At 65.1% G+C, this 20,280-nt stretch carries 19 protein-coding genes; 10 read left to right on the top strand and 9 right to left on the bottom strand.

Going from position 1 to position 20,280, the window contains the following annotated elements:
- The first annotated feature begins 1 nt into the window (after position 1).
- Genes cydB through ACNEOT_RS17335 form a run of 3 tightly spaced genes read left to right on the top strand, consistent with a single transcriptional unit; the run spans position 2 to position 4,303 of the window.
- Positions 2 to 1,039 carry a cytochrome d ubiquinol oxidase subunit II gene (gene cydB / locus ACNEOT_RS17345; protein WP_415975506.1) on the top strand — a complete coding sequence of 346 codons (1,038 nt, stop codon included), beginning with the start codon at positions 2 to 4 and terminating at the stop codon, positions 1,037 to 1,039.
- A complete protein-coding gene (cydD, locus tag ACNEOT_RS17340) occupies positions 1,036 to 2,724 on the top strand; it encodes a thiol reductant ABC exporter subunit CydD (protein ID WP_415975504.1) in 1,689 nt (562 codons plus the stop codon). The genes cydB and cydD overlap by 4 nt, the downstream gene beginning before the upstream one ends.
- Entirely contained in the window at positions 2,717 to 4,303 is a 1,587-nt protein-coding gene (locus ACNEOT_RS17335) for an ATP-binding cassette domain-containing protein (RefSeq protein WP_415975502.1), read from the top strand. The genes cydD and ACNEOT_RS17335 overlap by 8 nt, the downstream gene beginning before the upstream one ends.
- Before the next feature lie 195 nt (positions 4,304 to 4,498).
- On the opposite strand, the gene ACNEOT_RS17330 is transcribed toward ACNEOT_RS17335, so the two are convergent.
- Positions 4,499 to 5,140 carry an FABP family protein gene (locus ACNEOT_RS17330; protein ID WP_415976342.1) on the bottom strand — a complete coding sequence of 214 codons (642 nt, stop codon included), beginning with the start codon at positions 5,138 to 5,140 and terminating at the stop codon, positions 4,499 to 4,501.
- A gap of 385 nt (positions 5,141 to 5,525) precedes the next feature.
- Between ACNEOT_RS17330 and ACNEOT_RS17325 the strand changes: the two genes are divergently transcribed.
- Positions 5,526 to 7,025, top strand: a complete 1,500-nt coding sequence (locus ACNEOT_RS17325; protein WP_415975500.1) for a cutinase family protein — start codon at positions 5,526 to 5,528, stop codon at positions 7,023 to 7,025.
- A 78-nt stretch (positions 7,026 to 7,103) separates the two neighbouring features.
- Here the strand turns inward: ACNEOT_RS17325 and ACNEOT_RS17320 are convergent, their stop codons facing one another.
- The 5 genes from ACNEOT_RS17320 to ACNEOT_RS17300 form a co-directional block, all read right to left on the bottom strand.
- Positions 7,104 to 7,409 carry a DUF1416 domain-containing protein gene (locus ACNEOT_RS17320; RefSeq protein WP_415975498.1) on the bottom strand — a complete coding sequence of 102 codons (306 nt, stop codon included), beginning with the start codon at positions 7,407 to 7,409 and terminating at the stop codon, positions 7,104 to 7,106.
- 1 nt (position 7,410) lies between these two features.
- Positions 7,411 to 8,247 carry a sulfurtransferase gene (locus tag ACNEOT_RS17315; protein ID WP_415975496.1) on the bottom strand — a complete coding sequence of 279 codons (837 nt, stop codon included), beginning with the start codon at positions 8,245 to 8,247 and terminating at the stop codon, positions 7,411 to 7,413.
- A 38-nt stretch (positions 8,248 to 8,285) separates the two neighbouring features.
- Positions 8,286 to 8,774: a DUF4395 domain-containing protein gene (locus ACNEOT_RS17310; RefSeq protein WP_415975494.1), complete on the bottom strand. Its 489-nt coding sequence runs from the start codon at positions 8,772 to 8,774 to the stop codon at positions 8,286 to 8,288.
- Positions 8,775 to 9,027: 253 nt separating this feature from the next.
- Complete coding sequence (locus ACNEOT_RS17305; RefSeq protein ID WP_415975492.1) at positions 9,028 to 9,447, bottom strand: thioredoxin family protein; 420 nt, start codon at positions 9,445 to 9,447, stop codon at positions 9,028 to 9,030.
- Positions 9,444 to 10,223, bottom strand: a complete 780-nt coding sequence (locus tag ACNEOT_RS17300; RefSeq protein WP_415975490.1) for an LmeA family phospholipid-binding protein — start codon at positions 10,221 to 10,223, stop codon at positions 9,444 to 9,446. Before ACNEOT_RS17300 ends, ACNEOT_RS17305 begins: the two co-directional genes overlap by 4 nt.
- Positions 10,224 to 10,353: 130 nt before the next feature.
- Between ACNEOT_RS17300 and ACNEOT_RS17295 the strand changes: the two genes are divergently transcribed.
- The 6 genes from ACNEOT_RS17295 (at position 10,354) to pstB (ending at position 16,175) form a co-directional block, all read left to right on the top strand.
- Positions 10,354 to 11,115: a winged helix-turn-helix transcriptional regulator gene (locus ACNEOT_RS17295; protein ID WP_415975488.1), complete on the top strand. Its 762-nt coding sequence runs from the start codon at positions 10,354 to 10,356 to the stop codon at positions 11,113 to 11,115.
- On the top strand, positions 11,116 to 12,021 hold the full coding sequence (gene mshD, locus ACNEOT_RS17290; protein WP_415975486.1) for a mycothiol synthase: 906 nt from the start codon (positions 11,116 to 11,118) through the stop codon (positions 12,019 to 12,021).
- A gap of 202 nt (positions 12,022 to 12,223) precedes the next feature.
- Positions 12,224 to 13,324, top strand: coding sequence for a phosphate ABC transporter substrate-binding protein PstS (gene pstS / locus ACNEOT_RS17285; protein WP_415975484.1), 1,101 nt, complete (start codon positions 12,224 to 12,226; stop codon positions 13,322 to 13,324).
- Between the two features lie 87 nt (positions 13,325 to 13,411).
- On the top strand, positions 13,412 to 14,449 hold the full coding sequence (gene pstC, locus ACNEOT_RS17280) for a phosphate ABC transporter permease subunit PstC (protein WP_415975482.1): 1,038 nt from the start codon (positions 13,412 to 13,414) through the stop codon (positions 14,447 to 14,449).
- A gap of 3 nt (positions 14,450 to 14,452) precedes the next feature.
- The gene (pstA, locus tag ACNEOT_RS17275; protein WP_415975480.1) at positions 14,453 to 15,361 is read left to right on the top strand and encodes a phosphate ABC transporter permease PstA; all 909 of its coding nucleotides are present in this window, start codon (positions 14,453 to 14,455) and stop codon (positions 15,359 to 15,361) included.
- Between the two features lie 37 nt (positions 15,362 to 15,398).
- Positions 15,399 to 16,175 carry a phosphate ABC transporter ATP-binding protein PstB gene (gene pstB, locus ACNEOT_RS17270; protein WP_094679883.1) on the top strand — a complete coding sequence of 259 codons (777 nt, stop codon included), beginning with the start codon at positions 15,399 to 15,401 and terminating at the stop codon, positions 16,173 to 16,175.
- Between the two features lie 145 nt (positions 16,176 to 16,320).
- Here pstB and phoU read toward each other — a convergent pair whose 3' ends face one another.
- The 3 genes from phoU to dusB form a co-directional block, all read right to left on the bottom strand.
- Positions 16,321 to 16,995: a phosphate signaling complex protein PhoU gene (gene phoU, locus ACNEOT_RS17265; RefSeq protein WP_415975479.1), complete on the bottom strand. Its 675-nt coding sequence runs from the start codon at positions 16,993 to 16,995 to the stop codon at positions 16,321 to 16,323.
- Positions 16,996 to 17,061: 66 nt separating this feature from the next.
- Positions 17,062 to 18,996 (bottom strand): LCP family protein, encoded by a 1,935-nt coding sequence (locus ACNEOT_RS17260; protein ID WP_415975478.1) that lies wholly within the window; start codon positions 18,994 to 18,996, stop codon positions 17,062 to 17,064.
- 120 nt (positions 18,997 to 19,116) lie between these two features.
- Positions 19,117 to 20,256 (bottom strand): tRNA dihydrouridine synthase DusB, encoded by a 1,140-nt coding sequence (gene dusB, locus ACNEOT_RS17255; protein ID WP_415975477.1) that lies wholly within the window; start codon positions 20,254 to 20,256, stop codon positions 19,117 to 19,119.
- Positions 20,257 to 20,280 lie beyond the last annotated feature (24 nt).

Raw genomic sequence — 20,280 nt, 5'->3', positions numbered from 1 at the left:
AATGTCGTTACCCGAATTCTGGTTCGTAGCCATCGCATTCCTGTTCACCGGATACTTCGTCCTCGAAGGCTTCGATTTCGGCGTCGGAATGCTCATGCCCGTACTGGGCCGACACCCCGACCCGGCCACGGGCGAGAAGCGTCGACGCGCCGTGCTCAACACCATCGGACCCGTCTGGGACGGCAACGAGGTGTGGCTCATCACCGCGGGCGGAGCGCTCTTCGCCGCCTTCCCCGAGTGGTACGCCACCCTGTTCTCCGGCTTCTACCTACCGCTACTGCTCATCCTGGTGGCCCTGATCCTGCGGATCTGCGCCATCGAATGGCGCGGAAAGATCGACGACCCGGTGTGGCGCCGACGCTGCGACATCGGTATCGGCATCGGGTCGTGGGTTCCGGCGGTGCTGTGGGGCGTGGCGTTCGCGAATATCGTGCGTGGGGTCGCGATAGACGAGAACAAGAAGGTCACAGCGGGGTTCTTCGACCTGCTCAATCCGTACGCGCTGCTCGGCGGCGTCACGATGGCACTGGTGTTCGCCCTGCACGGTGCGGTCTTCGTGGCTCTCAAGACCACCGGCGACGTACACGTCGATGCCGCGAAACTCGCTGCACGACTGTCTGTTCCGGCCGTCGTCGTCGGCGGCGCATTCGCCCTGTGGACGCAGCTCGCGTACGGCAAGACCTGGACGTGGTTGCTCGTCGGAGCCGCAGCGGTAGCTCTGCTGACCGTCGTCGCACTCACCGCCCGAGCGCGGGAAGGCTGGGCGTTCCTGTGCACCACCATTGCCGTGATCGCCGTCGTGGTGCTGCTCTTCGCATCCCTCTTCCCCAACGTCATGCCGTCCACAACCGACGTCGCCTTCGGACTGACCATCGAGAACGCGTCGTCCAGTCCGTACACGCTGAAGGTCATGTCCTGGGCCGCGGCCTTCGCTGCACCCGTCGTCATCGGATACCAGGCCTGGACGTACTGGGTCTTCCGCCAACGCATTTCGAGTGCCCAGATCCCGGACTCGATCGGACTGACGGTGAAGTCGTGACCGCACCCGCTCGCTCGCGGGGGCCGGTCGATCCCAGACTGTGGAAGTACTCGCGCTCCGCTCGCGGCTACATGATCGTCACGGTTGCGCTGTCGACCATCGTCACCCTTTGCATCATCGTGAGCGCGATGATCATCGGACGCGTCCTGGCCGGCGTCATCACCGACCCGACGGCCAGAACGCTGTCCGTCTGGACAACGGAACTGGCGATTCTGGCGAGTGTGATTGCGGTTCGCGTGCTCGCCACGGCAGCCCAGTCTCGCTACGCGCACCGGTCCGCTTCGCGGGTGGTGGCCGAGCTGCAACTCGAAGTACTCACGACAGCAACTCGATTCGAGCCCCGGGAGCTCGACGCCGAACGCGAGGAGGCGGCCGTCGTCGTGACCCGAGCCATCGGGGGACTGCGGGCGTACCTGACCGGCTACCTGCCGGCGCTGGTGTCGGCCGTCATCGTCACCCCGCTGGTGCTGGTCGTCGTCTTCACCCAGGACGTGACGTCGGCGGTCGTCATCGCGGTGACGTTGCCGCTCATTCCGATCTTCATGATTCTGATCGGATTGCTGACCAAGGGTCGCGCCGCAGCGACACTCGCCACGATGACCCGGTTGTCCGCGCAGTTACTCGATCTGTTGGCCGGCTTGCCGACCCTGCGCGCGTTGCGCCGCGAACACGGACCGGCGGCCCGCATCCGCGCATTGGGCGACGCCCACAGACGAACGACGATGCGTGCGTTGAAGGTTGCCTTCCTCTCGTCGATGGTGCTCGAATTGCTCGCGACCCTGTGCGTGGCTTTGGTGGCAGTCGGCATCGGACTGCGGCTGGTGTTCGGGGAGATGACACTCGAAGCAGGACTCATCGCATTGATCCTCGCGCCCGAGGTGTACTTCCCGTTGCGCGCGGTCGGTACCCAGTTCCACGCGGCCGAGGACGGCGTCGAGGCCGCAGACCGAGCGTTCCGCGTCCTGGATCGGCGAACGACACAGCCGGGCGGGGGCCGAACCGTCGACGCCACGGCTGCGGACATCGAATTCGACGGGCTCACCGTCGCGAGCCGAGACGGCGACGCGCCGGCAGGACTGAGTGCGTTGTGCCGCGCGGGCAGCGTCACCGTACTCACCGGTCCCAACGGCTCCGGCAAATCGACTGCGCTGCAGGCCGTTCTGGGCCTGACGACGCCGTCGAGCGGCACCGTGCGCGTCGGCGGTGTGGCCGTGCCCGATCTCGATCTCGATCGATGGTGGGCGCAGGTCGCCTGGCTCCCGCAGCGGCCGGTGTTGCTCCCCGGCACACTGTACGAGAACGTCACCCTGCACGGGATTCCCGAGTCCGATGCGTTGGACGCGGCTTGTCGCGCTTCGGGTTTCGACGCTGTGCTGCGACAGCACCCGGACGGCTGGAACACTCGCGTCGGACAGGGAGGGGTAGGGCTCTCTCTGGGCGAACTGCAGCGCTTGGCCCTGACGCGAACATTCGTTTCCGACGCCCCGGTGATGGTGTTGGACGAGCCGACTGCGCATTTGGATACGGCGAGTGAACAGACTGTGCTGCACGCAATTCGAGACGCAGCCGATCGTGGTGTCACCGTGTTGATGGTCGGTCACCGACGTTCGGTACTGCGGGCCGCAGACCGCGTCGTCGAGGTGCGCAGTAGTTCGTCGGTGGCGCGGGAGTTCGATCATGTCTGACCTGAGACGAGCACTGGCCCTGTTGGAACTGTCCCCGCGGAGGGTGGCATTGGCCGTCGCGGCCGGAGTTGCCACATTGGGCAGTGCGCTTGCCCTCGCTGCGCTGTCTGCGTGGTTGATCACCCGAGCCTGGCAGATGCCTCCGGTGCTCGACCTGACCGTCGCAGTGGTAGCCGTTCGGGCGCTGGGTATTTCACGCGGAGTGTTTCGCTATCTCGAACGACTCACCACGCACGACGCGGCGCTGCGCGGTACGACGGCAGCACGCACGAGGATCTACGAGCGCCTGGCCGTCGGGCACGGCGCGATCGCTCTACGGCGCGGAGACGTGCTGGCGCGCACCGGGGCGGACGTGGATGTGCTCGGCGACGTCGTCGTACGGGCAGTGGTCCCCATCTGCGTGAGCGTCGTGATGATGCTCGCCGCCGTCGGTCTGCTTGCAGGTATCGCTCCGGCCGCCGCGTCGATCCTTGCGGTGGCGCTGCTGATCGCCGGGGTCGGCGCACCGATACTGGCCGCCCGCTCGGCGAAGATCGCCGAAGAAGCCGGTGCAGACGCCGACGCGCGGTTCGCCGAAACAGCCGTCCGTGCTCTCGACCATGCCGCAGAACTGCGAGTCGCCGGGCGACTCGACTCCATACTGGGTGAAGCACGCAGTGCTGCAACGAGTTCGGTGATCGCTCGTGATCGTGCGGCACGGCCGTCGGCTCTGGCCGATGCAGCACAGCCGCTCTCGATCGGTGCGGCGGTGATCGGGTCGTTGCTCGTCGGCATCGGACTCTACGGACCGACCGGAGGCGAAACGGGCGGCATGACGCCGATGGCGCTGGCCATCATCGTGCTGGTTCCGCTGGCCGCTTTCGAAGCAACCGCCGCACTGCCCGGAGCAGCAATCGCGCTGATGCGAGGACGAATCGCGGCGACCCGAATCATGGCGATGGTGGATGCGGCTCCGCCGCAGTGGCGCGGTTATGTGCCCCAGGTGGCACTCGACCGCACCACTGCGCGGAGCGCAATCATCGGGCCGAGCGGATCGGGCAAGACCACTGTGTTGCGCGCACTGGCCGAGGAATACGGCGGCGACGCAGCACTGTTCGCCGAGGACGCGCATCTGTTCGACACTTCGATTCTGGAAAACCTGCGTGTGGTGCGCGGCGACGTCGACGAAGAACAGGCGTCGGAGGCGCTGCGAAAGGTCGGCCTGGGCCCATGGCTCGATGCGCTACCGCTGGGCGTGCACACCACGCTGGTCGGCGGAGCCCAGGCGGTATCGGGGGGAGAGCGACGCAGACTGCTGCTGGCCCGCGCTCTCCTGAGCACCGCACCGATCGTGCTGCTGGACGAGCCGACCGAACATCTCGATCGGATCTCCGGCGAATCGATACTGCGCGCACTGCTCACCACCGAAGGCGGACTGTTCGGATCCGATCGATCCGTGGTGGTCGTCACCCACCAACTGCCGGAGAACACCGACGCGGACCAGGTGATCGACCTGGGCCGAGAACATGCGAAAAAACACTTTGCCGACTCCGATTCTCGGGCGTACTTTGTGAAGTACACGAGAGAGGAGGTGGTCTGAAGTTGATGAACTCTAGGACGCGTGAGGTGGCTGTCAGCTAGCCGCATTCGCTGACGGATTCACTGTGAAGACCGCGCGAGCGGCAGGCGAATCCCAGGCAGCTACCCGGCCCCCGAGCCCCCGACCTGTCCGGTCGGGACCTGAAAGCAGGTATGGCTCGGGGGCCGTTCGCGTGCAGTGGGTAGTGAGAGAGTTTCAGCCGATGTAGCGCGTCAGGCGCGCGGACAATCGCGGTGCGAGCGGGCCGTCGGCGACGACGCGTTCCTCGACGTACGCGAGATCTCCGCCGTCGACGATGCCGTAGAGCCTGCGGGCCCCGCCGACCAGCGCACCCGAGGTGCTCCGGATGACGACGTCGGTGGCGAGCTCCCAGGACGACTGGGTGAGCGCGTGTCCGTAATACAGCTCGACGACGCCGGTGCTGTGTGTCAGCAGCAATTCGACGACTTCTTCGTTGTCGGAACCCTTGACGCCGTCGCCCCCGCTCACGCGCCAGAATCCGGTTTCGCGGAGGTCGGGGTGTGCGAAGTTGCCGTCGGAGTCGAGTCGCCAGGAGCGCGATTCCCAGCTCAGGTAGCTGCCGCCGTCGTGAGTGACGACGATCTGCTGACCGAAGGGGTAGTCGTTACCCGACTCGGGGTCGTGTCCTTCGCCTTCGCCGCGCCACACACCGACCAGCGGCAGTAGCGCGAGCATCGATGGGTGCAGATCCGGGCCGAGGCGGAGGTTGGCCGTGTCGTCGGGGTGCGGGATGTCCGGCAGTACCGGAACGTTCCGCGCCGACGCCTCGGCGAACTTCTCTTCGGCAGCCGCGATCGCTTCGTCACCACTGGTGATGGGGGTGTCGAGTCCGTCGTCAGCACTGCCGGGTTGCCCCGCTGCCGGTTCTGTCACGACTCGTCGTTGACCAGTCGGTAGACGACGTACAGCGAGAACGCGATGATGGCTATTGCCGCAAGCACCAGCAACAACTCGAAGAAGATGACCACGAGAGCGAGTTTAACCCGCGTCGATCCGCGCCGAGAACGGCGGCCCGAATCGTGCCTGTGTCCTTGGTGACATATACCGAAATTTGGGGCCATCGGTGCGCTGGATCACTCGTATTGCTGGAGTAATCCCTGCGAACAGGTACCTTCTTCGGGGGGCGTCGGCGCGTGAACGCGCATTTCCGATGTTTTTCACTGTGTTCTGTCTCATGAAGGCTGGGGAGGTCTGCGCAACAATGCTGCGTCGTAAACGGGCTCTGACAACGTCGTTCGGCTCCGTGCTGGTCAGGTCGGCGGTGGTAACCCTTGCGTTGGCTCTCGCCGCTCCCGCAGTTGCGCTCGCTGCACCCGACTCGGGATCTGCGGATTCCGGGTCCGCCGACACCGGATCGGGATCCGGGTCCTCGCAGGGCCCGAACATCGACCCCAACAACTACGCGCAGGACTGCCCCGACGTCTTGATGTTGGCGGTGTCCGGGGCCACCGACTCGGACGCGGGCCGTGATCCCCTGAACGAGGAGCCACCCGCGATCGACTCGAACTGGGTAGGAAACGTCACGCTTCCGACCGGCCAGGTGAACGCGGACAGCCCCGGCACGGTCGGTTGGCTCTACGTCCCCTACGCATCGACCTATGGCGTCGGTGTGCTGGACGACGTGCTGACGTATCAGCAGAGCATCGTCGACGGCGTCACGTCGACCAATCGATTGATGGACGAGTACAAGCTCAAGTGCGGGGACAAGACCAAGTTCGTTCTCGTCGGCTACAGCGTCGGCGGCGAGGTACTCGACCGGATCGCCGTCGAGGTCGGTCATCGCGACCCCAATGCATTGGTCACCGCCGACGACATAGCGGGCGTGATGATGATCGGTTCGCCCTACCGCCCGGCCGGTGTGCCGAACTTCGAGGACGAGCCGGGTCAGTCGCTCGGCGGATTCATGGACCAGTCGCCTCGGGATTACGGATTGCTGACCGACAAGGTCACCTGGTCCTGCCGACCGTACGATCTGGCCTGCGACGCTCCGGACAACATCGAGTTCCTGCAGCTGGCGCTGGAGATCATTTCGCAGATGCGGATGACGCTGCTCAACCCGGTGCAGACCGTGGCCGACTTCGCGCGTGCAGTGACGACCATTGCCACTCGCGCGATCGTCGACATCGCAACGAACAAGTCCTGGTTCGAGTCGGACGAGACCCTTCTGCAAGTCCTGGTGAAGGTGGCGGATGTGGACTACACGGTCGACGACAAGCAGGCGGCCGACGCTCTCACACCGGACCAGTTGCTCGCTGATCTCAATTGGGCGCTCGGGCCCGGTGCCGAGACGGTGAAGGCCAAGCTGCGCGCCGAGGGCGAGGGGCTGGTGGAGAACAACAAGGGCATCGTCGACGTGGTGCTCGGGCCCTACCTGTTGATCGGATTCCTCCAGCATCTGTCGTACTGGTACAACGACCCCAACGACGGTTACGAGTGGGAGAGCGAGAAGATCGTCGCCTGGGTCACCGATCTCGCCCGCACCGAACGCGAAAAGAACAACGCGCCGGAACCCTCCGCACCGGTGGCTCCGACCGAGCCCGCCCCCGAACCGCACCTGCTGCCGGTTCCCGGGACACAGACCAGAGTCAGCGATCTCGGTGCATTCCTCGAGTCCCAGGGCATTCCGGTACCGGAAGGGATGTTCCCGCCCCAGTACTCGACGGTTCCGCAGCCGAGCACTGCCGCGCCCGTCCCCAGCTGACGGCCCTCGAGCAGAACTGAAGAACCCCGCACCTGAGCGCAGGTGCGGGGTTCTTTCGTTCTGTACGAGCGGGTCGAATCAGACTCCGACGGTGACGTTCGCCGAGTGCACGCCTGCGCCCTCGGGAGTGATGACGGTGTCGCCGTTGCCCGATGCCGACAGCGCACGCAGCGTCCACTGTCCGGGAGCTGCGAAGAACCGGAAGTCTCCGGTGCCCGACGCGACGACCTCTGCGGTGAACTCGCCGGTGCCGTCGAGCAGACGCACGAACGCGCCGGCCACGGGCTCACCGTCGCCCGCGAGGACACGGCCGGTGATGACCGTTTCCTTCTCGACGTCGACGCCTGCGGGGATGGTCTGACCTTGTACGGGTGCTCCACACATATCAGTGAACCTCCAACTCGATGGGTGCTCCGACGAGGGAGCCGTATTCGACCCAGCTGCCGTCGTAGTTCTTGACGTCTTCCTTGCCGAGGAGCTCCTTGAGGACGAACCAAGTGTGGCTCGAACGCTCACCGATGCGGCAGTAAGCGATGGTGGCCTTGTCGTCGTCGTAGCCCTTGGTCTTGTACAGCTCTTCGAGGGCTTCGTCGGACTTGAACGTGCCGTCCTCGTTGGCGGTGGTGCTCCACGGGATGTTGATCGCGGACGGCACGTGGCCACGCTGCTGAGCCTGTTCCTGCGGCAGGTGCGCCGGAGCGAGAATCTTGCCCGAGAACTCGTCGGGCGAACGCACGTCGATGAGGTTCTTGTTGCCGATGGCGTCGATGACCTCGTCGCGGAATGCACGGATCGACAGGTCGGGAGCCTCGGCACGGTACTGCGTGGTCTCGCGGCTCACGACGTCCTTCGACAGCGCCCGGCCGTCGAGTTCCCACTTCTTGCGGCCGCCGTCGATCAGCTTGACGTCCTTGTGTCCGTACAGCTTGAAGTACCAGTAGGCGTAGGCGGCGAACCAGTTGTTGTTTCCGCCGTACAGGACGATGGTGTCGTCGTTGCTGATGCCCTTGGCGGACAACAGATCCGAGAACTGCTCCTGGTTCAGGAAGTCGCGGCGAACCGGGTCCTGCAGGTCCTTGCGCCAGTCGAGCTTGACCGCACCGTCGAGGTGTCCGCCGTCGTAGGCGCTTGCGTCTTCGTCGACCTCGACGAAGACGGTCTTCGGTGCGTTCAGGTTCTGCTCGGCCCAGTCGGCAGAGACCAGGACGTCGGAGCGAGCCATGGTGTTCCTTTCGGTCTTTCTTGATGGATCGGTGAAGGTTACGCAGCTGAGTGCGAGGTTCCGCGCAGCCGAGCCGCGAGGGGGTAGATCATGCAGCCGAGGCAGACCGCGAACGCGGCGTTGAGAAACGCTGCGAACAAGGCGAGGCCGGCCGCTACGGTGCCGACGACGGGAGCGCCGAGCGCGAAGCCGAGTACTCCCACAGCGGCGAAGACGAAGCCCACCAGCTGCGCGAACTTGAGCGGAGCCACCGGCTCGCGTTCGCTGGTGGGGGAGAGCCTCGGTGCGACGAACGTCGCGTAGATCGTGCCGTACGGACTGCGCTTGGGTCCGCGGACGGCTCCGATCCCGAACACGATCGCCTGTAGCCCGAGCAGGATTGCCGCCGCGGGGACCGAGAACGTGGTCAGGAGAAGAACGACGACCAGGACGGCGGTGGTGATCCATGCTGCGAAGCGTGGACCGCGAACGTCGACCTGGTCGATCGTGGTGGTTGGGTTGGTGGTCCTGGTGTCGGGTGTCGACATCGAGAGGTACTCCTGTGCGAGGCCGGGGCACGCCGCATCGGCAGTGCTCGGACGTGGATTTCGATCGTCGGGCCGTACATCACGCATGGGCGTGGCGGCAGAAGGAAATCAGCAGCAGCGACAGCAACAACCGCCCAGTCGACACAGATCAACTGTGCGTCGACTGGTGAGCATCAGCTCGCGGCGGGAGAACACGAAGAGCATCGTACCCTCTACCAGCGGGGCGTCCTACCGCTGGTGCGAACGGGTCCGGTCACAGGGCGTCGAGCGCGGACCGCAGGGCAGCCGCAGACGGCACGCCTGCGATTCTGGAGCGTCGACGCAGTTCGGTGTCGAGTACGAACGTCGTGGGCAAAGACAGCACTCCGAGTTCGCGGGCGAGGATCGGGTGTTCGTCGATGTCGAGTTCGACTTCGCGGACACCGCTCCGGTCGTCGAGCACCTGCTGGACGACGCGGCGCACGGCCGCGCACGGTCCGCACCAGTCCGCGGAGAAGTGCAGGACGGTCGCGGTGGCGGTCGTGACGCCCGCGTCGAGCAGGAGCGGACGCAGAGCGTCGGTCTCGGAGTCGCTGTTTCGCACTGCTCGGACGGCCCCGGACCGGCTGCGAAGAAACAGCCCGGTGCCGACGGCGAGGATCGCCACGACGATCAGGACTGTGATCCCTGTCACGGCTTCTCGATCTCGTTGAGGTCGATCGTCACGTTGTCGCCCGAACCCTCGACGACGATCTGCGAGCCTTCCGCGTAGACGTCGGTCGGAAGGAGACCGAACGGCAAGCTCTGCCGCTCGATGGTCTTGGTGAACAAACCGAGCACCGTGGGCTTGGCGAAGTCGGGAATCGTGAAGTCGGCCTGACCCTCCGGTCCGAAGTAGAAGTCCGACGCCACGATGGCGACACCGTCCCCCTGCAGCAGTAGGTCGGCCTGCACGCTCACCGTCGTCTGTAGTGGCCCCACCGGAACCGTTCCGGTCAGCACGACGCCACCGGTGGTGGTCTTGCCGGAGCCGCCCGAGCCGCCCGTGCCGTCGGACTTGTCGGCCGGAGGGGCGGAAACCTGCAGGTCGACGATGCCGAGGAACCGGCCGAGGTCGGTCGCCTCGATACGGACGCGGCCGTCGAGTTCGTCGACCGGGATCGCCCGCACGTTGTTGTCGATCAAGTCGGACAGCTCGATGTGCACGCCGCGAAGATTGGCCTCGATGGTCGTCGAGCCGACGTATTCGGTCGGTACGTCCTGGGCTCGGATCTCGATGTTCTGGTAGCGGCCGTCCGCCGCCTGGGTGAGAAACGGGAAGCCGTGCACGATCACCTGAGGGTCCGAGGTGAGCTCGCCACCGGCGCGAATCGCGCGAGAGACTCGATATTCCGAGTAGGCCGCAGCGCCGAAATCCACCACGAGCGCGAGGGCCAGCAGGCTGGCGAGTCCGATGAGAAGTGTGCGCACGGGTCCATTGTGACCGACGAATCGCGCACTGCCCTCTTCGGCCAGTTGTATGGACAAGCTAGTCTGTGTCCTTGACGATCACTCCAATCCAGCCCGGGCTGGACCGGCAAGCAGTAAGAATGGAGACGCGGTGGAGCTCCTACTACTGACCTCGGATCCCAATCCTGAGGGCGTTCTGCCGTCTCTTGCCCTTCTCGCGCACAACATACGGCCGGTCCCCACCGAGGTGTCCTCGCTCCTCGAAGCCGGTTCGGCGGACATCGCCCTGGTCGATGCTCGTACCGACCTTGCTGCCGCTCGTGGTCTGTGTCGCCTGTTGGGAAGTACCGGATCGGCAATCCCCGTCGTCGCAGTCCTCACCGAAGGCGGGCTCGTCGCGGTGAACTCCGATTGGGGCCTCGACGACATCCTGCTTCCCGGCACCGGTCCAGCAGAACTCGACGCCCGACTGCGGTTGCTGGTCGGTCGCAGCGGCGGCGTTGCCAGCCCGGAGGCCTCGGGCAAGATCACGCTCGGCGAACTGGTCATCGACGAGGGCACCTACACCGCACGGTTGCGGGGTCGTCCACTCGATCTGACCTACAAGGAATTCGAGCTGCTCAAGTACTTGGCTCAGCATGCGGGTCGGGTGTTCACGCGCGCCCAACTTCTGCAGGAAGTATGGGGTTACGACTTCTTCGGCGGCACGCGCACCGTCGACGTCCATGTACGACGCCTGCGCGCCAAGCTGGGTACCGAATACGAGTCACTGATCGGAACGGTACGCAACGTGGGGTACAAGGCCGTTCGGCCCTCGCGCAACGCGAAGGGCGGCCAGGCGACCGTGGATGCTGCCGGCGGCGACTCGGGCGATGCGGATTGCGAGTTCGAGCAAGAGAGTACTCTCTCGTAGATGAGTTCGGATACTGCGTTCGGCGTCCATCCCATCGACGGCGACGCACCGTCTTCGCGCGTTTCCTACGAGATCCACCAGATCCTTTCCCGTGCAACGGAAGTGGACGGCACAGCGCCACTGTCGGAGCAGGCCGTCAAGGCTGTCGACGAGGGTGAGAAGGTCGTTCGTTTCGTTTCCACCGAGGGTGATCGCGTCGTCGGGTACGTCGGTATCGCCGACGGGATGGCCGAGGCGGTCGTCGATCCGTCGTCTCGCGGCCGCGGCGTCGGACGCGAATTGGTTTTTCGCGCACTCGAAATCGGGACCGACACCCGAGTGTGGGCGCACGGAAATTTGCCTGCCGCGCAGTCCGTTGCGGCGCGGCTCGGGCTCACCGTGGTTCGAGAGCTGTTGCAGATGCGCCGAGCGTCCGCGCATCCGGAACTCCCGGATGTCGTTGTGCCGGACGGTATTTCGCTGCGAACCTATCGTGGACATCAGGACGACGCCGAGCTTCTGCGCGTGAACAACGCGGCCTTCTCCTGGCATCCCGAACAGGGTGGCTGGACCGACCGCGACATCTCTTCACGTCGAGACGAATCGTGGTTCGACCCGGCAGGTCTGTTCCTGGCCTTCGAGGAGGGCGGCGACCGCCTCCTGGGATTCCACTGGACCAAGGTCCATCCGGCTGCAGGCGCGGAGCCGGCCATCGGCGAGGTGTACGTGGTCGGCATAGATCCGCAGTCGCAGGGGCGTGGTCTGGGTCGAGTCCTGACGCTGGCCGGCCTCCATTACCTCCGCAACCGCGAACTGGGCCAGATCATGCTGTACGTCGAGGCCGACAACACCGCTGCAGTGCACACGTACACCAAGCTCGGCTTCGAGAATTACCATGTGGACGCCGCGTACGCGCGCAGCGCGTAAACGGACATTTCCACTGTGGTGTTCATCTTCCGTTCACCCACGCGGGGGTAAACGTCTACCACCTGCCCTTACCTTTCTCCATGGGCGGCAACCTACGCCGCCTGGTGCGAGGTTCTCTTGACGAGCCGGCACCCACACAGTCACAGCGCGGCCGATCAGGTCCGTGCCGTGGACACGGCCCAAGATTCCTCGGAGGAAACAGGTGAACCTCAAGCGCAACGGTGCTCTCATGAGTGCAGTGGCCATCAGTGCCATGTTGCTGACCGCATGCGGTAGCGACGCGAACGTCGAGACCCCGGGCGGCGCATCCGAATCTTCGGCTACATGCGAAGGCAAGTCTCCGCTGACCGGTGAGGGCTCCTCCGCTCAGCAGAACGCGATGTCCAACTTCACCTCGATCTACTCCGGCGTGTGCGCCGGCAAGGCCGTCGAGTACACCACCAGCGGCTCGGGCAACGGCCGCACACAGTTCGTCGCAGGTCTCGTCGACTTCGCGGGCTCCGACTCGTCCATCAAGGACGACCAGGCTGCTCAGGCCGCCGTTCGTTGCGCCAACAACCCGGCGTGGAACCTGCCGCTCGTCTTCGGACCGGTCGCAGTGGCCTACAACGTCGAGGGTGTCGACAACCTGGTGCTCAACCCGGACGTCATCGCACAGATCTTCACCGGCAAGATCACCACCTGGAACGACCCGGCCATCGCCGCACTCAACGAGGGCGCAACGCTGCCGTCGACCCCGGTCACCCCGGTCTACCGCTCCGATTCCTCGGGCACCAGCGACAACTTCCAGCGCTTCCTCGCCGCTTCGGCTCCCGAGGCGTGGACCCTCGATCACAGCTCCGACTGGGCCGGTGGCGTCGGCGAAGGTGCCAACGGATCCTCGGGCGTCGCCCAGGCCGTTGCCGCTACCCCCGGCTCGATCACCTACGTCGAGAAGGGCTTCGCCGATCAGGAGAGCCTCGGCAAGGCAGCCGTCGACTTCGGCAACGGACCGGTCGAGCTGAGCAGCGAGACCGCAGGCAAGGCCATCGACGCCGCGAAGTTCAAGGGTGAGGGCAACGACCTCGTCATCGACATCGACGGCCTCTACGCCAGCACCGAAGCCGACACGTACCCGCTGGTCCTCGCGACCTACGAGATCGTGTGCTCGAAGGGCTACGACGCCGAGACCACGGCAGCAGTCAAGTCGTTCCTGCTCAGTGCAGCCAACGAAGGACAGCAGGGCCTCGAGGAAGCCGGTTACGTGCCGCTCCCCGATGCGTTCAAGTCGCGCCTGGTCACCGCTATCGAAGCGATCGCCTGATCCAATGAGACGTGATCCTGCTTCGGCTCGCGGCAACGCGAGCCGAAGCAGGACCGTCCTCGACCTCCACACGAGACAGTGAGCGGTATGAGCGACACCCACTCGATGACCGGCGTCCCCTCTGCGGCTACCGTGCCCTCCGCGGGTGCCGCGCACAAACCGGAAGAACCACAATTGTCAGACACGAAAGCATCGGGGACCGTTACCCGGCCCGGTGACCGGATATTCTCCGGCCTGGCCACAGGCGCGGGCATTTTCATCATCGCCTTGATCGCAGCCGTGGGTCTCTTCCTGCTCTGGCGCGCGATCCCCTCACTGTCGAACAACACGGTCAACTTCCTGACCTACAACGGCGCTTGGGAAACCTCCAACACCTCCGCGATGGTGTTCGGTGTACTCGACCTCTTCCTGGTCACCGTCACCGTGTCTCTGTTCGCGCTGATCCTCGCGATGCCCGTCGCACTCGGCATCGCCATCTACCTGACGAACTACGCACCCAAGCGTGTCGCCGGACCGCTCGGCTACGTCATCGACCTGCTGGCCGCAGTCCCGTCGATCGTCTTCGGTCTTTGGGGCCTGTACGTCCTCGCGCCCGCCATCAGCCCGTTCGCAGAGTGGCTCAACTCGTCCCTGGGCTGGTTCCCGCTCTTCAGCACCGGCTCGGTCTCGATCGCAGGCGGCGGCACCATCTTCACCGGTGGCATCGTGCTCGCGGTCATGATCCTGCCGATCATCGCCGCGGTCACCCGCGAGGTGTTCATCCAGACGCCGAAGGGTCAGGTCGAGGCAGCCCTCGCACTCGGAGCCACTCGCTGGGAGGTCGTGCGTACCACGGTCATTCCGTTCGGCAAGTCCGGCTTCGTCTCCGGTTCGATGCTCGGCCTCGGTCGCGCACTCGGTGAGACCATCGCCCTCTACATCATCATTCGCAGTACCCAGGCGACATTCGGCGGAACGTTGTTCGACGGCGGTTCCACGTTTGCAACGAAGATCGCGCTGGCCGCAGGCGAGTTCAACAACCCGCTTCAAGCCGGTGCCTACATCGCCGCGGGTCTGGTGCTCTTCATCCTGACCTTTGTCGTCAACGCCGGTGCCCGCGCCGCCATCGCCGGAAAGAAGGACTGACCCATGACCGCAACCATGGACAAGCCCGTCAAGGAACCCACGTTCCAGGGCGTCAGCGCTCGGCGCAAGGCATCCAACCTCTCGGCGACGATCCTCGTCAGCCTCTCGGTTCTCGTCGCACTCGTGCCGCTGATCTGGGTTCTCTACACGGTGATCTCCCGCGGCCTCTCCGCCGTGGTCTCACCCACCTGGTGGCAGAACTCGCAGGCAGGCGTCACCCAGTTCATCGCAGGTGGCGGTGCGTACCACGCCATCATCGGCACGCTCCTGCAAGGACTGTTCTGCGCCGTCATCTCCATCCCGATCGGCATCTTCGTCGCCATCTACCTCGTCGAGTACGGGGTCGGCACACGACTGGCACGAGTGACGACCTTCATGGTCGACATCCTGACCGGCGTTCCGTCGATCGTCGCGGCGCTGTTCATCTACGCACTCTGGATCGCTACCTTCGGATTCCAGCGCTCCGGTGTGGCCGTCGCTTTCGCACTCGTGCTCCTGATGATCCCCGTGATCGTGCGCTCCGCCGAGGAGATGCTCCGCATCGTCCCCCAGGACCTGCGCGAGGCGTCCTACGCGCTGGGTGTGCCGAAGTGGAAGACCATCGCCAAGATCGTCATCCCCACCGCGCTGTCCGGCATCGTCACCGGAATCATGCTCGCCCTGGCCCGAGTCATGGGAGAGACGGCACCGGTGCTGATCCTGGTGGGATCCGCGACCGCCATCAACTTCAACATCTTCGAGGGGCCGCAGACGTCTCTGCCGCTCATGATGGTCGACCTGCAGAAAGCAGGAACCGGCGTGCTCACCGCTGAGCGCATGTGGGGAGCAGCCCTGACGCTGATCCTGATCGTCGCAATACTCAACATCGGCGCGAAGTTGGTCTCGAAGTTCTTCTCGCCCAAGAGCTTCTGACCCACCCGACTCCAGCGAATCCTAAGGAACGAAGAACATGGCAAAGCGTCTCGATCTCAAAGACGTCAACATCTACTACGGCAAATTCCACGCCGTCTCCGACGTCACTCTGGCCGTGCCGCCGCGCAGCGTCACCGCGTTCATCGGACCCTCCGGCTGCGGTAAGTCGACCGTCCTGCGTTCGCTCAACCGCATGCACGAGGTCACCCCGGGTGCCCGCGTCGAAGGTTCGGTGCTGCTCGACGGCGAAGACATCTACGGCAGCGGCGTCGATCCCGTCGGCGTGCGTCGCACCATCGGCATGGTCTTCCAGCGCCCCAACCCCTTCCCGACGATGTCGATCAAGGACAACGTCGTTGCGGGGCTGAAGCTGCAGGGTGGCCGCGGCAAGAAGGAACTCGACGAGATCGCCGAGCGCTCGCTCAAGGGAGCCAACCTCTGGAACGAGGTCAAGGACCGCCTCGACAAGCCCGGTGGCGGCCTCTCCGGTGGCCAGCAGCAGCGCCTGTGCATCGCTCGCGCGATCGCAGTCTCGCCCGACGTTCTGCTGATGGACGAGCCGTGCTCGGCCCTCGACCCGATCTCCACCCTCGCCATCGAGGACCTGATCCAGGAACTCAAGCAGGACTTCACCATCGTGATCGTCACGCACAACATGCAGCAGGCCGCGCGTGTGAGCGATCAGACCGGCTTCTTCAACCTCGAGGCGACCGGCAAGCCCGGCAAGCTCATCGAGATCGACGACACCGAGAAGATCTTCTCCAACCCGACGCAGAAGGCCACCGAGGACTACATCTCCGGCCGCTTCGGATAAACACCCACATCGACGAAGAACCCCCGCAGAGCGAAAGCTCGGCGGGGGTTCTTTCGGTTGGTGTGTGGCTGCGCTCGCTGCTCCGACGCGAGAACCGAGTAGCGACTGCCGGGGCAGCGCTACTCGGCCTCGAGGTGGACAGGTCCTACGAGGTGGGGATGTTGTTGTGGCTCAGGTCGATGGGCAGCTCACCCGTCACCAGGAAGATCACTCGACGTCCGACCTCGACGGCGTGATCGGCGAAACGCTCGTAGAAGCGACCCAGCAAGGTCACGTCCACTGCAGCAGCGACGCCGTGGCTCCACTCGCGGTCCATCAGCACCGTGAAGAGGTGACGGTGCAGATCGTCCATTGCCTCGTCCTCCTCCTGCAGCTTCGCGGCGCGCTCGGGATCGCGGGTCTCGAGGACCTCACGTGCCGAAGCACCGATCTGGACTGCGAGGCGGCCCATCTCGGCGAAGTAACCGTTGACGACCTCGGGGAGGGCGTGGTTCGGGTGCCGGCGACGGGTGATCTTGGCGACGTGCAGTGCGAGTGCACCCATGCGGTCGATGTCGGCAACGATCTGAATGCCGGCCACCACCGAACGGAGATCGCCTGCGACCGGAGCCTGCAGGGCGAGAAGCGTGAAGGCCTTCTCCTCGCACACCGCGCTGAGCTCGGTGATCCTGTCGTGTTCGGAAATGACCTGCTCTGCGAGCACCAGGTCTGCTTGAAGGAGGGACTGAGTGGCCTTTTCCATGGCCGTACCAGCCAGGCTCGCCATCTCTCCGAGGAGATCGGCAAGCTCGTTCATCTGTTCGTTGTAGGCGACGCGCATGAGCGAAGTTTAGTAGGTCACATCGACCAGTTCTCTGTCGCGAGGGTTAACGGGGCATGAATGGAGTCAGGCGCACGTGTCGTCGGCGGCATTGGTGTACGAAAGATCCGCCGGAAGGGGAGCACTCTCGGTTGTGCCTTCCACCTGAGTGGGATCGATTCGGGTGCCGAAGGGCGTCGGATACTGGGTCGAGCCAGGATAGTTCGAGCCCAGCACGACCTCGACGACATTGTTCAGGCTCGGCGCCAGCTCGATGGCGGCACCGGGGATTGCCGACGCGACCGTCGCCGCAGCCGCCTCTTGATCCTGGGAGTAGCGCACCACGGTCTGGGCGGCGGTACCCGAGAAGTTGCCGACCGTCAGGATCTGGAATCCGTAGACCGCGAGCTCGTCGGATGCGGTCTGAGCCATCCCTGGAATGTCGGACGCGTTGGACACCTGCAGGGACACGGTTCCCGGTTCGACCGCCAACAGCGGGGCGTCGGGAACGGCGGCCGGTGCGGGCGATTCCGGTGCCACCGGCTCTGCGCGTTCCTCCCCGGGCAACGGTGCGTCGTCGATGATCGCCTGGAAGATGGCACCGATGGCGTCCTCGTTGGGGATCTCGTTGCCGTAGTCGTTGGTGCCGGTGGTGGGGATGGTCAGGAAGGTGACCGCACCCGCATCCACGTTCTGCAGTGAGCGTCCCAGCGTCACCAGGTCCTGAGTCTTGACGTTCTCCACGAACGTGTCCGAGGTGAATGCATTGACGAACCCGTTGAGTTTGCCCGGATCGAGCAACACCTTGTTCGACAGTGCAGACCGCAGCAGCGAGGAAAGGAAACGCTGCTGCCGTTTGATGCGGCCGTAGTCGCCGTTGCCCTCCGATTCGACGTTGCGCGCCCGCACGTAGTTCAGAGCGGTGCGGCCGTCGATGCGCTGTGTGCCCGCGTTGGGAAGTACGTCTCCCAGTTCGTAGTCGACGAGCGGCTGCGGAGTACAGACCTCGACACCGCCGACCTCGTCGACCATGGATTCGAACCCGGCGAAGTCCATCCCGACGAAATGTCCGATGCGCAGACCCGAGATCTTCTGGATGGTCTTGACCAGGCACTTGGGGCCGCCGAGGGCATAGGTGGCGTTGAGCTTGTCGCCGTAGGCCTCGGGGAACATCTCCCCGGTGTAGGTGTTGGTGACGTTGTCGAACGCCTCGCACTCCGGACGCGTCACGTCGAGATCCCGGGGAAACGAGACGGCGACGACGCGACTGCGATCGGCCGGGATGTTGACCAGCATGACTGTGTCCGAGCGAGATCCCTCGGCATCGGCGACGGTACCCGCGCCCACCTCACCGCTGGCCCCGGCGCGGGTGTCGGTGCCCACGATCAGGTAGGTCTCGTCGCCGTACTGGCCTGCCGCGTCGACGACGTCGGTCGAATCGGGATCGAGAGCGGCGACCTGGAGAAATCCTTGGTCGGTATTGCGGAGATATCCCCACACCACTCCGGTCAGGGCCACCGACAGTATCGCGATCAGGGAGACCAGGCTTCGACCGATCATCCGCACCCGACGGCGTCGACGCACCCGGCTCATTGCCAACCGCGTCAGCGCCGGGCGATCCGTGGCGGGCGCGCCGACCGGAACCGGTGCTGCATGCGGAGGCGACGGTACTGCTCGGGCCGGAGAGGGAGTGGAGTCGGTGATCGGGGCGATGACCTCGGTCGGCTCCTCGACATCGGGGCGTTCGGCCGGCACCTTCCGCATCGATCCCGAGCGCGACATCTTGTCCACCAACTCGGCAACCGAGACAGTGTCTGCATTGCGGGGTGAGCGTTTGCCGAGCCTGCCGCTGTCACCAGGCTGCGGAGGCGTCTCGGAGTCGGGTGTGGAAGGCCGCTCCGACCGAGATGGGCGTTGTCCGGATCGTCCGTCTGCGCCGGTTCGTCCGATTGCGGAAATCGGGCGCTCCCATGGGGCGCGACCCTCGGGCACAGACGGGCCCGACTCTCGATCGTCTCCCACGAATTCCGAACCTGGCCTTCCATCACACGCACGCGCCGCCTACTCGGCAATCCAAGCCATAGTACTGACTCGAGCGGCATGGTCCACTTCGTGCGAGGTGAGGGCCGGTGGGGAGAGGAATCAGCCGCCGGAATGCATCAGGTCTGCACCGGCGGGGACGCACACGTCCTCGGGATCGTCGAGCCAACCGTCGGGCAGCGAGACCGCACCCGGCGAGCCCTGCCGGCCGCGGGGGCCCTCGGCGTCCTTGGGAAACGGAATTTTCGGATCGAGTTGGGCCAGAAGATCGTCCAGTTCGGCGAGCGTGGACACCAACGCCATCGAGACTCGAAGGTCCGATCCTGCGGGGAACCCGCGGAGGTACCACGACACGTGCTTGCGGAGCTCGCGTAGACCCTTGTTCTCACCGTGGTGCTGAGCCAGCAACTCGGCATGGCGAGCGATGATCGTGGCCACCTCGCCCAGGGTGGGAGGCGTGGGCTCGGGTCGACCGTTCAGACGAGCGCTGAGTTCGGCGAACAGCCACGGCCGCCCGAGGCAACCCCGCCCGACGACGACGCCGTCACAACCGGTCTCCGCCATCATGCGGACCGCGTCGGATGCAGAGAAGATATCGCCGTTACCCAGTACCGGGATACCGGTGACGTGCTCCTTGAGTCGAGCGATCTCGTTCCAGTCCGCGGTGCCGGAGTAACGCTGAGAGGCGGTTCTGGCGTGCAATGCCACTGCGGCTGCACCCTCGTCGGCGGCGATTCGGCCTGCGTCGAGATGAGTGTGGTGGTTCTCGTCGATACCGACACGGAACTTGACGGTGACGGGGATGTCGGTGCCCTCGGTCGCCTTGACGGCAGCCGCGACGATGCGGCCGAACAGGTTCCGTTTGTAGGGCAGCGCAGCGCCGCCGCCCTTTCGGGTGACCTTGGGAACCGGGCAGCCGAAGTTCATGTCGATGTGGTCGGCCAGGTCGTCGTCGACGATCATCTTCGCTGCGGCGTACGTGGTATCCGGGTCGACGGTGTAGAGCTGCAGCGACCGTGGGGTTTCGGTGGGCCCGAAGGTCGTCATGTGCATCGTGGCCGGCTGCCGTTCGACCAGCGCCCGCGCCGTGACCATCTCGCAGACGTACAGACCCGAAGTGCTGCCGGCCCGCTCCAACTCCTGCTCGCGGCAGAGGGTGCGGAACGCCACATTGGTGACGCCTGCCATCGGTGCGAGGACGACGGGGCTGCGCAACTCGAGTGAGCCGATCTGCAGTGTCATGAGAAGAGCCTTCGGAACGGAGGG

The organism is Rhodococcus sp. 077-4 (assembly GCF_047782425.1).
Taxonomy (GTDB): Bacteria; Actinomycetota; Actinomycetes; order Mycobacteriales; family Mycobacteriaceae; genus Rhodococcoides.
This window is presented reverse-complemented; position numbering and strand designations above follow the sequence as displayed.

Excerpts from the sequence above, each read along its gene's own strand:
- cydB (WP_415975506.1), top strand. The coding sequence starts at position 2 with ATGTCGTTACCCGAATTCTGGTTCGTAGCCATCGCATTCCTGTTCACC.
- ACNEOT_RS17335 (WP_415975502.1), top strand. The coding sequence starts at position 2,717 with ATGTCTGACCTGAGACGAGCACTGGCCCTGTTGGAACTGTCCCCGCGG.
- ACNEOT_RS17325 (WP_415975500.1), top strand. The coding sequence starts at position 5,526 with ATGCTGCGTCGTAAACGGGCTCTGACAACGTCGTTCGGCTCCGTGCTG.
- ACNEOT_RS17320 (WP_415975498.1), bottom strand. The coding sequence starts at position 7,409 with ATGTGTGGAGCACCCGTACAAGGTCAGACCATCCCCGCAGGCGTCGAC.
- ACNEOT_RS17315 (WP_415975496.1), bottom strand. The coding sequence starts at position 8,247 with ATGGCTCGCTCCGACGTCCTGGTCTCTGCCGACTGGGCCGAGCAGAAC.
- ACNEOT_RS17310 (WP_415975494.1), bottom strand. The coding sequence starts at position 8,774 with ATGTCGACACCCGACACCAGGACCACCAACCCAACCACCACGATCGAC.
- mshD (WP_415975486.1), top strand. The coding sequence starts at position 11,116 with ATGAGTTCGGATACTGCGTTCGGCGTCCATCCCATCGACGGCGACGCA.
- pstC (WP_415975482.1), top strand. The coding sequence starts at position 13,412 with ATGAGCGACACCCACTCGATGACCGGCGTCCCCTCTGCGGCTACCGTG.
- pstA (WP_415975480.1), top strand. The coding sequence starts at position 14,453 with ATGACCGCAACCATGGACAAGCCCGTCAAGGAACCCACGTTCCAGGGC.
- pstB (WP_094679883.1), top strand. The coding sequence starts at position 15,399 with ATGGCAAAGCGTCTCGATCTCAAAGACGTCAACATCTACTACGGCAAA.
- phoU (WP_415975479.1), bottom strand. The coding sequence starts at position 16,995 with ATGCGCGTCGCCTACAACGAACAGATGAACGAGCTTGCCGATCTCCTC.
- dusB (WP_415975477.1), bottom strand. The coding sequence starts at position 20,256 with ATGACACTGCAGATCGGCTCACTCGAGTTGCGCAGCCCCGTCGTCCTC.